Raw genomic sequence first — 13,505 nt, 5'->3', positions numbered from 1 at the left:
AAGGCGACACGGCAATGGCCGAGAGTTTTAGCCCGGCCTGGCGCACCAGGTCGGCGACACCTGACATCTCGGCGTCAAGATCGCCGGCGCACACAACGACGCATTCGAGGGTCGTTGCGGCAGCGTGGGCATTTGCGAGCCGGGCGAAAGCGCGCAAGGCGTCGAGCCCGTGGCCGCGCGTCGGATCGTAGTGAAACAGCAGCTGTTGTGGGCCGAGTGTCGTCAGCGTGGAGAGGTTCGCCAGTGCCGTCTCGACATCTTCGGGAGAGATGACCACGCCGACATCCGGCAGCGTTGGCCCTGCTTCGCCGAGTTCGACGCGGACCGGTTCGCTGGCCACGGCGGCAGCCGGCGCTTTGCCTTCACCTGCGATGCGCAGGCTGATCGTCTGGCGCAGGGTTTGGCCGGCAGGCAGCACATAGGGCCAGGGCAGCGCCAGCGGTCGCACATAGGTCTTGTAGGAGGCGTCCGACCAGTTGCGCTGGTCCTCCATTTCGAAAGTATCGCCTTCCATCCGGCATTCGGCGGTGACGCCAGGCCGAACCTGATGGGTGATGGCGCGGATATCCTTGAAAGGCTGCCAGGGGTCTATCAGTTCGGGAAGCTTTGTCGCCTCCACGCTGCCGTCCGTATGCTCGACCTTGACCGGGCTGCCGGCGAGGTCGGCGATCGGGTGAAGGATGCAGAAGCCGCAGCGGTTGGTTTCGAAATCGCTCTCGGGAAGGGCGCTGACCTCGAAGACCAGACGGCCATCGGCGGAGCCTTTGATGGTGGCGCGGAAGCCGAGCCGGGTTCCATCGGGGGCCAGGCAGCTTGCCGAATAGCTGACCGAAAAAGCGTCGGCAGCCTGGTCGATGATCAGGTCCATCAAATTTGGCTCATAGGTGCCCCAGTCGCGGTCACGCACGATATAGGCGACGGCGCGCAGCACTTCGGTGCCGCCATGGCGGATGGTGCGCAGGTTGCCGTTGACGAAGTCGGCGCTAAGCGCGCCCGCGCGCAGCCTGACCGGCTCGGCTTCGACCGTACGCGTGCCGTAGAGCAGGAAGGCGTCGTCGGTCATTTCAGCAAGGCGTCGAGTTGCACCGGTTGCCGGCTCGCGGCACCGGCGTAAGCCGCCTCGACCAGCGCGAACGTTTTGAGATTGTCCGCTCCCGAGGTCGCCGGTTCGATCCCCTTTGCCAGGCAGTCTACCCAGTGCTGCTGGATGGCGACAACGCTTTCCTGGATGTTGTGCCAAGGACGCGACGCCCATGGCAGCAGCGGCGGCGAGACGTCGGTGACGACCGTGCCGTTCTTGCCGGTGACGGTCAGCCGGTATCCCTGCGCCAGGCGGATCGTGCCGTCGCTGCCATCGATCTCGATCAGCGTTTCGGGAAACGGCTCCGTGGCGAGCTTCGTTGCGTAGCTGCAATCGACCACGGAGGTCGCGCCGCTCTTGTGGTCCATCAGCATGGTCGCCACATCCTCGCCCGCGATACTAGGATTGATGCGGGCGGTTCGCGTCGTGATGGTCGAGACGTCGCCGAGCAGGAAACGGGCGATGTCGAGGACATGGATGCCGAGATCCTCGATGATGAAACGCTTTCCGGTCGCCAGATAGGGTTGGCCGGAAAACACGTCATAGGCGGAGCGGAAGGAGATGCGCCCGAAGAAAGACGTGCCGATCTCGCCGCTGTCGAGCACGGCGCGCACCGCTTGGATCGGCGACTGCCAGCGAAAATTCTCATGCACCATCAGCGGCACGCCTGCTTGCGCGCATGCCCGGACCATGGCCTTGGCGTCGGCCAGCGTCGGCGCGAACGGCTTTTGGCAGATCACCGGAACGCCGTGGGCGGCCGCCATTTCGACCAGCGGACGATGGCTGGGCGCGGTGGTGGCGATATCGACGAAGTCGAGGCTTTCGCCGGCAAAAAGTTCCGCCGCATCGGTATAGCGCTTCGCAATGCCGAATTGGTCGTCGACGATCCGCAACCGTTCCGGGTCACGGTCGCAGATGGCGACGATCGAGGCGCCCGCTATGTCGCGCCAGGCATGCATCTGGTTGACGGCAAAGAAGCCGCAGCCGATCAGCGCTCCCCGCAGCTCCGCCATGCTCAGCCTGCCTTTGCCATCTGCATCAGCGTCACCCGGCTTTGCAGCCGGCGCTGCGCCTGGTCGACGACGACGGCAACGATGATGACGAGACCCTTGATGACCATTTGCCAGAACGAACTCACACCCATCATCACCAACCCGTCCGAAAGAATGCCGATGACGAACGCGCCGACGATAGTGCCGCCGATCGTGCCGCGCCCACCCGACATCGAGGTACCGCCGAGCACCGCCGCCGCAATGGCGTTGAGCTCGAAACTTTCGCCTGTCGCCGGATGCGAAGCCATCAGCTCGGACGAGATGATCAGGCCGACGATCGCCGCGCAGAAACCGGAGAACATATAGACGAACATCTTCACCATGTTGACACGGACGCCCGAAATCCGCGACGCCCGTTCATTGCCGCCGACAGCGAAGATGTGGCGGCCGAGCGGCGTGTATTTGGCGAGATAGGCGGCTCCCAGCGCAACGACGATCAGGATCCAGATCGCCACCGGCAGGCCGAGCAGCCGGCCGGCGCCGAGGAAACCGAAGCCGGTGGTTCCCAGTTCCGGCTTGCCGACTAGGTTGGGGAACGTGCGGCCATCCGACGACAGCAGCGCCAGCCCGCGCGCGACATAGAGCACGCCGAGCGTGGCGATGAACGGTGCAACGTTCAGCCTGGTGATCAGCAATCCGTTGACGGCGCCGATCAATATGCCGACGGCCAGTGTGATCAGCGCGATCTCGAAGACGTTGAAATAGATGGTGTAGCCGATCTGCAGGTCGATGCCGTTGAGCACGAGATAGCCGGCCACCATACCGCACAGGCCGACGATCGAGCCGACCGAAAGGTCGATGCCGCCAGTGATGATGACGAAGGTCATGCCCATCGCCAGGAATGCGTTCAGCGCCACGTGCTTCGACATCAGGATCAGATTGGCGGTCGACAGGAAATTCGGCGCCGCGATCGAGAAGAAGATCAGCACGGCGATCAGCGCGATGAACGTCCGAAGCTTCATCACGGTCAGCAGCACCGAGCCGCTGGAAGTGGAGGGAGCGGCCGCCTTGGCTGGGATGTCAGTCATGGGCGGTGCTCTCCGTGCGTGGGGCCGGTCCGTGGCCAAGCGCGGATGCAGCCACGAGTGCCGCCTCCGTCGCTTCGGCGCGGTCGAACATGCCGGTCAGTTTTCCGTTGCTCATCACCGCGATGCGGTCGGACAGCGCCATGACCTCGTCGAGATCCGAGGTCGCGAACAAAATCCCCAAACCGTCGCGGGACAGTTTGCGCATGGTGCGGAAGACGTCGGCCTTGGCGCCGACATCGATGCCTCGGCTGGGCTCGTCCATCAGCAGCACCTTGGGTTCGGTGAGCAGCGCCTTGCCGATCACCACTTTCTGCTGGTTGCCACCCGACAGCGACGACACCTCCTGCGCCGGGTCGGCGACCTTGATCGCCAGCTCCCGCACCGTCTGCGTCACCGCCTGCCTTTCGTCGGCGCCACGGATATGGAACAGGCGGGCAAATCGCAACAGGCTGGCCAGCGTCAAATTGCTGGCGACCGAGAGGATCGAGACCAGCCCTTCGCGCTGACGGTCTTCGGGGATCAATGCCAGGCCACGCCGGATGCGCCGCGTCGTATCGCGCTCCTTGACCTTTATACCGCCAATGAAGATCTCGCCCGTCGAATGGCCGTGACGGCCCATGATGCAGTCGAACAGCTCGCTGCGCCCGGCGCCCATCAGGCCGTAAATGCCGAGGATCTCGCCGGCACGCAGCGACAGTGAGACATGGTCGACGGCAAGTCCGCCGGTGGCGCGGGGCAGGCAGATCTCCTCGGCACGAAAAATCTCTTCTCCCGGAAGATGGCCGTCGGCCTTGGCGAAGTCCTTGGCGTCGGAGCCGATCATCTGGCGAACGATCCATTGCGTGTCGACGTTCTTCATCTCTTCCTGGCCGGTGATGCGGCCGTCACGCAGCACGGTGATGTAGTCGCCGATGCGGATCAGCTCTTCGAGCCGGTGCGAGATATAAACGATCGCCACGCCGCGTGCCTTGAGGTCGGCGATCACCTTGAACAGGATCTCGACTTCCGCAGCGCTCAGCGCCGAGGTCGGCTCGTCCATGATCAGGATGCGCGCGTCGAGCGAGACCGCCTTGGCGATCTCGACCAGCTGCTGCTGACCGATGCGCAGATCCTCAACCAGCATGTCTGGCCGTATGCCGGCTTGCAGGCGTTCCAGAAATTCCGCAGCGCGGTTTTCCTGTTGCTCGCGGTCGATCTTGCCGAAGCGGTTGGTGATCTCCCGGGTGGCGAAAATATTCTCGGCGACGCTCATATTGCCGAACAGGTTCAGCTCCTGGAACACCATGCCGATGCCGCGGTTCACCGCGTCCGCGGACGAGGAGAAGGAAACCTCTTTACCTTCCAGCAGGATGCGGCCGGCGGTCGGCCGTTCGACACCGGCGATGATCTTCATCAGCGTCGACTTGCCGGCGCCGTTTTCACCGACCAGCACGTTGACCGCGCCCTTGCGCACCTCGAAATTGGCGCGCTTGACCGCAACGGTGCCGGAATAGACCTTGGAGACGTCCTCGAGCTTCAGGATGATTTCGCGCTCAGTTGTCGCGCTCATGGCTTCGGCCCGATCTCTGCCTCCGCCGGCGTCACCAGCGGCAGGTCCTGGCCGCTCCCCAGCGTATAGGCGCCGAGCACCTTGGCGCTGCGGCCTTGCAGCGCATCGCGTGGCAGCTTGGAGAGCACCGTCTTGTCGGCATAAGCGTTGAACGCCTTGCCGAACTGGGCGAAGTCGATCTGGTTGGTGAAGTCGTTGAACTGGATGAAGTCCAGGCTGTCGCGCAGCGCGGTACCGCGCACCGCCGGTCCGATCTGCACTCGTGCATCGGCTTTGCCGTCGCCGTCGACATCGACGTCGACGGTTGCTGCCCGCGACTGCGTGTTGGCCGCGACGATCTTGCCTTCCAGGCGAACCGCGAAAGTCCAAGGCGAATTCGCCTGCTTGTTCGGATTGCCGTATTTGGCGCCGGCAGCCGATGGATCGGTTGTCGCCAGGGTGTGAACCTGCGCAAACGGTCCGGCTTTCTGCTGGAGATAGGGCACGACCTTTGCCGCCCATGTCTCTTCGACCATCTTGTCTGGATTGAAGGCGGGAGCGTTGTCTCCGGCTTCCGATTTCGTAGGCAGGATCTTGCAGGCGGTCAGGCTGATGCCGACCATTACGGTAAGGGTCGGCCAGTTCGGCTTGGTGTTCAGCATGGCGGCCTGTCGTTCAGCATCGTGGGCGGCCCACGGAAAATGGCGGCGAGGGGCGAAAACCGATGTTCGCCCCTCGCTATTGAAATCACGCTGGCTCAGTTCGTCAGCGCGAAGGTCTCCAGCTTGGCGGCATTGTCGCCATTGATCAGAACGCAGTCCATCAACTGCTTTTCCTTGGCCGGCGACTTCTTGTTCTTGATGAAGTCGTTGGCCTGCTCGACCGCCATCTGCGCCTGCGCGAAGGCCGGCTGCAGCACGGTTGCCTTGATACCGCCCGACGCGATGGAGTCCCGTACGTCGTTCGATCCGTCGAAGCCGACGACGATGACGTCCTTGCGGTTCGCCGCGGCAAGTGCCGCATAGGCGCCCATCGCCATCGTATCGTTGCCGGAGATCACGCCCTTGATGTCGGGGTTGGCCTGCAGGATCGATTCCATCTTGGAATAGGCTTCCGTCTGGCTCCAGTTGGCCGACTGCTGGGCAACCATCTTCAGGTCCGGATAGTCATCGATGACGTCGTGATAACCCTTGGAACGAATGCCGGCATTGGTGTCGGATTCCTTGCCGACCAGTTCGACGAAATTGCCCTTCTCGCCCATCAGCTTGACGAATTCCTGCGCGCCGAGCTGGGCGCCCTGGTAGTTGTTGGAGACGATCTGCGCCACGGCCACGCCGGTGGCGTTGATCTCGCGGTCGATCAGGAAGGACGGAATGCCCGCATCCTTGGCCTTCTGCACGGCGGCGACGGTGGCGTCCGCGCCGGCATTGTCGAGGATGATCGCCTTGGCACCGCGGCCGATCGCGGTGTCGATCAGCTCGGACTGCTTGTTGGCGTCGTCGTCATGGACCAGCACCAGCGCCTCATAGCCGAGTTCCTTGGCCTTGGCTTCCGCGCCGACGGCTTCCGCCTTGAAGAACGGATTGTCGTGTGAGGGCGTGATAATGGCGATGAGATCCGCCGCATAGGCGGGCACTGCCGTGCCAAGCGCCAGCATGCCGGCGAAAGCCGCAAGCGTCATTCTGCGTGTGAGTTTCATGAAGTCCTCCCGTTTGAAAAATTGCCTTGATCGGCCAATGGCTTTGTCTGCATCCGAATTCGTCAGGCAGCCCGGGCCGCGGATCGCTTGGGTCGAAAACCGTTGCCGGCTTACCCAGGACGGATCGTTGCTCCCCAGCCATCCTCCACTTGCCCAGGCATCGTGCTCCCTGCGAAACCTTGTCGATCCGAGCCATGAACAGCTAAGCCAACTGGTATGATGAGTCAACCACAAATTCAGGTGACATGTACCTGATGAGCTACCAAAACCGAGGATCGGCAATGGCATGCCGGGCCCTTGAGGTGCTGCGTCAAGCACCTGTCGTCTCTCAGGTGATCCGCTGAATGCTGGCGGCGATCTCTTCGGGCTCGAACACGCGCTTCCAGTCGTCACGCATCAGCACCGGCTTGCCGAACTCGATCGCCTTGTTGCAGGCGTCCGAGAAAACGCCCTTGGTCTCGCCGAAAATGACGGCACCGAGCACGTTCATATGGCCGAGCAGGAAGTCGAGTGCCGCCTGCTGGTCGACGCCGCGCGCCACGACCTCGTCGACGGCTTCCTTCATGACGACCAGCAACGAGGCGCACACCGTCTCTGAAAGGCCAGGCTCGAGGAGCGCCATCTGGTCGACGGTGACGCGGTGCGAGCGCATGACCGGCGCCCAGATGATTTTCGCAATCGCCTCGCCCTTGGCGTAATCCTCTTCCGGCCCCTGCATCAGGGCGCTGACCATATGTTGCTTGGCCTTGACGCCGCCGAAATAGTCCTTCTTGGCGGCCATGTCGGTCTCGTCATTGAAGATCGGCGGATGGCAGGGGTGGGTAACGAAATAGGTGAGGTCCGGCCGCTTCGGCAGATGGCCGGCAAAGGGTGCCGCCGCGTCGAGCACCACCACCATCGTGCCTGGCGCCAGCTTGCTCTCGATGCTGGTCGCCACCTTGCCGATATGCGTGTCTGGGACGGCCAGGATCACCACATCGGCGCCCTTGAGCGCCTCGTCGGCGCTGACCGTATCGAAACCCAGTCCGGTCTTCAGCCGTTCGCGGCCGGCATCGCTGACCTCGACATGCCGTATCGTATAGGGCGATCCGCGGAAATTGGTCGACAGGCGGTAGCCCATTTTCCCGCCAGCCCCGAACAGCGCAATCGTTGTCATCTGGTCACTACTCCTGATCTCAGCCCGACGGTACTGCCCGTCGCCAACTTATCAACTGGTATAATCACGCTACCAGATTTTGGCAATCCGATAATGACCATGCGTGCGTTCGCCGCGTCATCGGCTGCCGCCGGCAAGCTCCAGCGCGCTTGCCCGCTGAGTGCGCATGAGTGCTGCTCTGCCATCCCCAGAAATAGGAGGCATGTGATAGGGGTCGGAGGCCGGGCCGGGCGCTACTTCAAAAGATCGACCAGCATGTCGAAAGCCGCATCGATATCGCCGCGAACCGCCGCCTGAACTGCCTGCTCGTCCCGGTCGCGCAGGGCCGCAAACATCTGTTGATGGTATGTGTTCGCGGTCGAGTAGGACCCATGCAGCATATTGAAATAGGGGCTGATCTGCAGCCATAGATCCTTGATGATCTTGAGCAGGGTTTCGGATCCCGCTGCTCGGTAGATTGCGAAGTGGAAGGTGTAATTCGCTCTGAGATAGGCCTTTACGTCGTCCGCGCCATTCGCGCGTTCCAGCGAGTCCAGATCGCGCGCGAAAATCGCAAGATCCGCATCACTCCGGTTCTGTGAGGCCCAGCCGGCGGCGATGGCCTCTATCTCAAAACGTACATTGCGCAAATCGGTGAGCCGCTCGCGGCTGAGCGCCGGAATACCAATGGAGCGTCCGGATACCACAGTGAGCGCGTTGGCTGCCGTCAGGCGCCGCAGCGCTTCCCTGACCGGCATCGGGCTGACGCCAAAGGCGTCGGCGAGGCTCTGAACCGTGACCATCTCGCCCGGTACGATGCTGCCGTCGAGGATCAGTTCGGTGACCTGATTGTAGACCCGGTCCTGCAGAGTTTCCTTGGACAGTGGAATGATCTCGACACCAGGCTTCCTGAACGCCGATCCAGCCATCTCCGGTCAACCTTCCCGCCCAAGGGCGACACTATTGCTTGTCTGGGAATGCAAGGTTCGTGGTGCCACGTCAAGCGGCCGACATAGCCCGTTTTGATATAAACGATTTCATCATTGATATTTGATCAAACCATGTTACGGTCGCTGGCATCGAATGGCAAGGGTTACGTTTTGTGCCCTTGGGAGGCATTCGGTCGTTCTGTTTGGGAGGAGTTTCACATGGGTATCGGATCGAAAGTCCGGCGGCTCGCGCTGCTGGCTGGGATGGCTGCATGCGCCTTCGGCCTGTCCGCCGCGCAGGCAGCCGAGAAGCACAAGATCTTTCTCAGCATGAGCTACATCGGCAATGATTGGCAGGCGGAGGCGGCCAACATGGTCAAGGCCATGGCCGCCCACAAGAGCCTGGCCGACAAGGTCGACCTGCAGGTCCAGGTCGCTGGCCCCAACGCGCAACGCCAGATTCAGCAGATCAACGCGATGGTGCAAAGCGGCGCCGAGGCCATCGTCGTATATCCGATCTCGCCGACCGCGCTCAACCAGGTCGTCAAGAATGCCTGCGACAAGGGCGTGAAGGTCTTTGCCTACGACGCCGAGATCACCGAGCCTTGCGCCTACAACGTCCACATCGACCAGCTGGAAGCCGGCAGGGTGACCGCCGAATGGCTGGTCAAGAAGCTCAACGGCAAGGGCAACATCATCGCCATCACGGGTGTCCCGGGAACATCCGTTGACGATCAGCGGACAAAAGCCGCCAAGGAAGTCTTCGCCAAATATCCTGATATCAAGATCGTCGGTGAGGCTGTCGGCATGTGGAGCCAGGCGGTCGCCCGCACCGAGCTTTCGAAAATCCTGGCCACCCGCAATTGGGACGACATCAACGGGCTGTGGATGCAGGTCGGCTGCTTCACCGCCAACTCGATGCAGCTCGAGGCCGGCAAGAAGACCAGCGAACTCCTGCCTTGTGCCGGTGAGGGCTCCAATGGCGGCCGCATCCAGATGCTGCCGGAGGGCACCGCAGTCGAAGGTGCGGCCCCGCCCTACGCGCCGGCCGGCGCACAACGCATTTCCTATGCCTCGCCGCCTTATTCGGGTGCGCTGGCGCTGAAGCTTGCCGTCGAGGCGATCGAAGGCAAGGACGTGCCGAAAACCACCATCCTGCCGCTGCCGGTCGTCACCAATGAGACGATCAAGCTGTGCGACGAAGGCACATGGGCGGAGATGAAGGCCGGCTGCAACGCCTTCAAGCCGTCGCTGGTCTCCAATCCGGGCTGGTTTGCCTCGATCTTCTCGGACCAGACACCCGAGGTCGGCCTTAATGCTGCCCTCGTCGGACAACCGGAGAACTAAGCCTCCCAAGGCGCGTGTGACGATGCACGGACAGTTGTCCGTGCATCGTCAATCCATGCCAAGCCGGCGATCGAGGACAATGACAGAACATTCCGAGCTCCCCGCCATCGAGATCGACGGCATCAGCAAGGCGTTCGGCCCGACCGTCGCGCTGGACGGCGTGTCGTTTGCGATCGCGCCCGGCAGCGTCCATGCCCTGCTCGGTGAAAACGGAGCCGGCAAGTCGACACTTGTGAAGCTGCTGTCCGGGCTGGTCCGGCCGAGCCAAGGCCATGTCCGTGTCTTCGGCAAGGAGATCGCTTACGGCGCACCGCGCGCAGCACATGCACTCGGCATGCAGACTGCATTCCAGGAGATGACCCTGGTGCGCGACCTCTCCGTCCTCGACAACATGATGCTGCCTTACGCCCCCGTGGGCGTCTCCGGCCTGATCCGCCGCGGTGCTGCCCGCAAGGCCGTCCGTCGCCATATCGAAGATCTCGGTTTTTCCGTCGATCTCGATGCCGAGGTGGGTGAACTTGAGCTTTCGGTGCGTCAGAAGATCGAAATCGCCCGTGCCGTCTACCGTAAGCCGCGCATCCTTTTGCTTGACGAACCGACCTCGACGCTCGCCGGCCGCGACGTCGACTGGCTGGGCGCGATCATCGCCAGGCTGAAGACGGCGGGCACCACCATCGTCTTCATCACCCATCGCATGCGCGAAGTCCGCGCCTTTTGCGACACGCTGACGATCCTGAGAAACGGCCGCCACATCGTCACCGCGCCGGTCGCCGATGTCTCGGATGCCGACGTCATCGAAAAGATCATCGGCCGCAGCATCGAACAGACCTTCCCGCCTAAGCCGGACAGCGCCCAGGCTTTCGGGCCGCCGGTTCTGGGCGTGCGCGACCTCAAGGTCGGGCGCAAGCTCGACGGCGCCGACTTCGATCTGCGCAAAGGCGAGATCCTCGGCGTCGCCGGGTTGCAAGGCATGGGCCAGCAGGACCTGTTCCTGGCCTGTTTTGGCATGGCCGAGATCGAGCGCGGCCACATACTCGTCGACGGCCGCAAGGTCTGGCTCGGTTCGCCGGCCGATGCTTTGCGCCCCAACATGGCCATCGGCCTGGTGCCGGAAGACCGTAAATCCGAAGGCCTGTTCCTGAAACTGTCGGGCAGCCAGAATGCCACTGTGCCGGTGATATCGCGCTTCACTCGGCTAGGCCTTGTCGACGCGCAAGCCGAGACCCGCTCCGTCGAGGCGGCATTCGACACTGTCGAGGTCGACCGCCGCGCGCTTTGGACGCGGGCCGGTGCGTTTTCCGGCGGCAACCAGCAAAAAATCGCCATTGCAAAATGGCTGGTGGCGCAGAGCCGCATCCTTCTGTTGTTCGATCCCACCCGAGGCATCGACGTCGGCACCAAGCACGAGCTTTATGTGATGATGCGAAACTATGTGGGTTCGGGCGGTTCGATCCTGCTGCACTCGACGGAGATCCCCGAACTCGTTCACCAATGCGACAGGGTCCTGGTCCTCTATGACGGGCGCATCGCGGCCGAACTCGAAGGCGACGCCATCACCGAACCGGCCATCATGCGCCCGGCGCTCGGGCAAGCCGGGGAAGCCGCCGCATGAGCAGCGCAGCATCCTCATCCCCTGTTCCCGGCCGCTTCGGACTGCGCCGTGCGCTGGTGCGCAATCGCGGCGCGCTGATCGCCGCGGCCGTCCTGGCGATCCTGCTCTTCGTCGTCGACTGGATCAGCGCCGGGCCGCTGACCTATTTCGACGTGTCGTTCCTGTCGAGCGGCGGCGCCACCTCGGCGCTCGCGGCGATCGGTCAGACCATCGTCATCCTGTCGGGCGGCTTCGACCTGTCCGCCGGGGCGGTGATATCGCTGGTCAATGCCGTGCTGGCATCGAGCATGGACCCGATGGCGCCAGGCGCCAGCATCATCCTGTGGACCGCCGTCGGCATCGGCGTCGGCATGGCGGTGGGCGCCTTCAACGGCTTCTTCATCGCCGTGCTGCGCATGCAGCCCATCGTGGTGACGCTGTCGACCATGTTCATCCTGCAAGGCGTGACGCTGCTGGTGATGGACAAGCCCGGCGGCTTCGTGTCGCCCGATCTTGGCACGTTTTATCTCGGCGACGCGATCACCGGCTGGCTGCCGATGCCGCTGGTGGTGATCGGCGTCGTCCTGCTCGCCTGGTTCTGGCTGAAGGGAACCCGCTTCGGCACAGCACTTTATGCGGTCGGCAGCGATCCGGACTCGGCCGCTTCCGTCGGCATCAATGTCGTGCTGGTGCGCTTTGCCGTCTATGTCATCGCCGGCGGTTGCTATGGCCTTGCCGGCGTGTTCATCAGCGCCCAGACCGGCAGCGGCGATCCGCTGGTCGGCAATCCGCTGCTCTTGTCAATGTTCGCGGCGGTCGTCGTCGGCGGCACGCGCCTCGGTGGCGGGCAGGGCGGCCCGGTGGGCTCTGTCTTCGGCGCCTACATCCTGATGATCGTGGTGAACATCCTGCTGGTGCTCAACGTATCGGCCTATTATTCGACCATTGCCGAAGGCACGATTCTGGTGCTGGCGGCACTTGCCGGCTCGATCTCGCATGCATCGGTGCTTGCCGTGCAATTGCGCGCCGCGCGCGCCCGGCTTGCCGCCTGGCGCGCCGGCATATTGCCCTCGCAACTCGAGCGCGTGGACCGGCGTCTCAAGATCGCCGAGCCAGCCCATGCCCAGCGCAGTCCGGCATCGCCGCGCCCTGCCTTCCATCTGCGCAATGCGGAAACGCTGCGCTATGCGCTGCCCGCCTATGTCTGCCTGCTGCTCATCGTGGTCGTCACGCAGGTCTGGCTCGGCCGCGCCATCCTCAATCCGGGGTACTGGAATTCGCTGCTGGTGCTGTCGTCCTTCCTAGCCGTCCTGGCGCTCGGGCAGGGAACCGTCATTCTGACCGGAGGCCTCGACCTCTCCGTGCCGTGGACGATCGGCATCTCCGGCATCATCCTGGCAGGCATGGTCAACGGCTCCGACGCCGCCCTTGTCTACGCCTTGCCGGTCGTCCTGGTGATGGCCTGCGCCATTGGCTTCGCCAATGGTTTCGGCATCGTCTATCTCGGCATCTCGCCGATCGTCATGACGCTCGCCACCAACGGTATTCTGCAAGGCTGTGCGCTGCTCTATTCGCAGGGAACGCCGGCCGGGTTTTCCTCGCCGATGCTGCGCTGGGTCATGACGGCCAAGCTTGCCGGCCTGCTGACCCCAATCGTCCTGCTGATGGTCGTCTTTGTCGTCACGGCGGTACTGCTGCTTGGCCGCACCCCATTCGGACGACGCGTCTACGGCATCGGCAATGGGCTGCGCGCGGCGCGCTTGTCGGGCATCGGCGTCGAGCGCACGCTGATCCTGGTCTATATGCTTTCGGCCGTCTGCGCGGCTGTTGTCGGCATCATGCTGACCGGCTTTTCGGGTCAGGCAAGCCTTGGCATGGGCGACGACTATCTGTTGCCGTCGATCGCCGTGGTGGTGGTCGGCGGCGCGCTGATCACCGGCGGACGCGGCCACTATCTCGGCATGCTCGGCGGCGTGTTGTTGCTGACCGCACTGCAGATGCTGCTCGCCGGCACCACGCTTCCCTATGCCACGAGGGCAATTCTTTACGGACTGGTCGTTCTGGGCGCCGTCATGGCGTTGCGCGAACGGCGGCTGCAATGAAAAGGACAGGACC

At 63.2% G+C, this 13,505-nt stretch carries 10 protein-coding genes and 1 pseudogene; 3 read left to right on the top strand and 8 right to left on the bottom strand.

The annotated features are described in order from the left end of the window. The 8 genes and pseudogenes from EOB59_RS35810 to EOB59_RS00120 all read right to left on the bottom strand — a co-directional run. A pseudogene (locus EOB59_RS35810) lies at positions 1–1,063 on the bottom strand (hypothetical protein); the annotation flags it as partial. After that, complete coding sequence (locus tag EOB59_RS00150) at positions 1,060–2,094, bottom strand: Gfo/Idh/MocA family oxidoreductase (protein WP_128287368.1); 1,035 nt, start codon at positions 2,092–2,094, stop codon at positions 1,060–1,062. The pseudogene EOB59_RS35810 and the gene EOB59_RS00150, both read right to left, overlap by 4 nt. A 2-nt stretch (positions 2,095–2,096) precedes the next feature. Continuing rightward, positions 2,097–3,161 carry an ABC transporter permease gene (locus EOB59_RS00145; RefSeq protein WP_027036223.1) on the bottom strand — a complete coding sequence of 355 codons (1,065 nt, stop codon included), beginning with the start codon at positions 3,159–3,161 and terminating at the stop codon, positions 2,097–2,099. Continuing rightward, positions 3,154–4,710: a sugar ABC transporter ATP-binding protein gene (locus tag EOB59_RS00140; protein WP_128287367.1), complete on the bottom strand. Its 1,557-nt coding sequence runs from the start codon at positions 4,708–4,710 to the stop codon at positions 3,154–3,156. The genes EOB59_RS00145 and EOB59_RS00140 overlap by 8 nt, the downstream gene beginning before the upstream one ends. Then, positions 4,707–5,351, bottom strand: coding sequence for a DUF2291 family protein (locus tag EOB59_RS00135; RefSeq protein WP_127398397.1), 645 nt, complete (start codon positions 5,349–5,351; stop codon positions 4,707–4,709). Before EOB59_RS00135 ends, EOB59_RS00140 begins: the two co-directional genes overlap by 4 nt. A gap of 95 nt (positions 5,352–5,446) precedes the next feature. After that, positions 5,447–6,388 (bottom strand): D-ribose ABC transporter substrate-binding protein, encoded by a 942-nt coding sequence (locus EOB59_RS00130; protein ID WP_127269049.1) that lies wholly within the window; start codon positions 6,386–6,388, stop codon positions 5,447–5,449. Between the two features lie 328 nt (positions 6,389–6,716). Continuing rightward, entirely contained in the window at positions 6,717–7,544 is an 828-nt protein-coding gene (locus EOB59_RS00125; RefSeq protein WP_127412146.1) for a phosphogluconate dehydrogenase C-terminal domain-containing protein, read from the bottom strand. Positions 7,545–7,777: 233 nt separating this feature from the next. Then, the gene (locus EOB59_RS00120) at positions 7,778–8,452 is read right to left on the bottom strand and encodes a GntR family transcriptional regulator (protein ID WP_013533053.1); all 675 of its coding nucleotides are present in this window, start codon (positions 8,450–8,452) and stop codon (positions 7,778–7,780) included. Between the two features lie 219 nt (positions 8,453–8,671). Here EOB59_RS00120 and EOB59_RS00115 point away from each other — a divergent pair, with 219 nt between their 5' ends. The 3 genes from EOB59_RS00115 to EOB59_RS00105 all read left to right on the top strand — a co-directional run bounded on the left by EOB59_RS00115 (position 8,672) and on the right by EOB59_RS00105 (position 13,492). Next, positions 8,672–9,799 (top strand): sugar ABC transporter substrate-binding protein, encoded by a 1,128-nt coding sequence (locus EOB59_RS00115; protein WP_127398449.1) that lies wholly within the window; start codon positions 8,672–8,674, stop codon positions 9,797–9,799. Between the two features lie 79 nt (positions 9,800–9,878). Beyond that, on the top strand, positions 9,879–11,411 hold the full coding sequence (locus EOB59_RS00110; protein ID WP_128287366.1) for a sugar ABC transporter ATP-binding protein: 1,533 nt from the start codon (positions 9,879–9,881) through the stop codon (positions 11,409–11,411). Beyond that, on the top strand, positions 11,408–13,492 hold the full coding sequence (locus EOB59_RS00105) for an ABC transporter permease (protein WP_127811154.1): 2,085 nt from the start codon (positions 11,408–11,410) through the stop codon (positions 13,490–13,492). Before EOB59_RS00110 ends, EOB59_RS00105 begins: the two co-directional genes overlap by 4 nt. Positions 13,493–13,505 lie beyond the last annotated feature (13 nt).

This window comes from Mesorhizobium sp. M7A.F.Ca.MR.176.00.0.0 (assembly GCF_004023165.1).
Taxonomy (GTDB): Bacteria; Pseudomonadota; Alphaproteobacteria; order Rhizobiales; family Rhizobiaceae; genus Mesorhizobium.
Note: the sequence above shows the minus strand (reverse complement) of the source record. Positions and strands in the feature narration are given on the sequence as shown.

Excerpts from the sequence above, each read along its gene's own strand:
- EOB59_RS00120 (WP_013533053.1), bottom strand. The coding sequence starts at position 8,452 with ATGGCTGGATCGGCGTTCAGGAAGCCTGGTGTCGAGATCATTCCACTG.
- EOB59_RS00145 (WP_027036223.1), bottom strand. The coding sequence starts at position 3,161 with ATGACTGACATCCCAGCCAAGGCGGCCGCTCCCTCCACTTCCAGCGGC.
- EOB59_RS00135 (WP_127398397.1), bottom strand. The coding sequence starts at position 5,351 with ATGCTGAACACCAAGCCGAACTGGCCGACCCTTACCGTAATGGTCGGC.
- EOB59_RS00150 (WP_128287368.1), bottom strand. The coding sequence starts at position 2,094 with ATGGCGGAGCTGCGGGGAGCGCTGATCGGCTGCGGCTTCTTTGCCGTC.
- EOB59_RS00140 (WP_128287367.1), bottom strand. The coding sequence starts at position 4,710 with ATGAGCGCGACAACTGAGCGCGAAATCATCCTGAAGCTCGAGGACGTC.
- EOB59_RS00105 (WP_127811154.1), top strand. The coding sequence starts at position 11,408 with ATGAGCAGCGCAGCATCCTCATCCCCTGTTCCCGGCCGCTTCGGACTG.
- EOB59_RS00130 (WP_127269049.1), bottom strand. The coding sequence starts at position 6,388 with ATGAAACTCACACGCAGAATGACGCTTGCGGCTTTCGCCGGCATGCTG.
- EOB59_RS00110 (WP_128287366.1), top strand. The coding sequence starts at position 9,879 with ATGACAGAACATTCCGAGCTCCCCGCCATCGAGATCGACGGCATCAGC.
- EOB59_RS00115 (WP_127398449.1), top strand. The coding sequence starts at position 8,672 with ATGGGTATCGGATCGAAAGTCCGGCGGCTCGCGCTGCTGGCTGGGATG.
- EOB59_RS00125 (WP_127412146.1), bottom strand. The coding sequence starts at position 7,544 with ATGACAACGATTGCGCTGTTCGGGGCTGGCGGGAAAATGGGCTACCGC.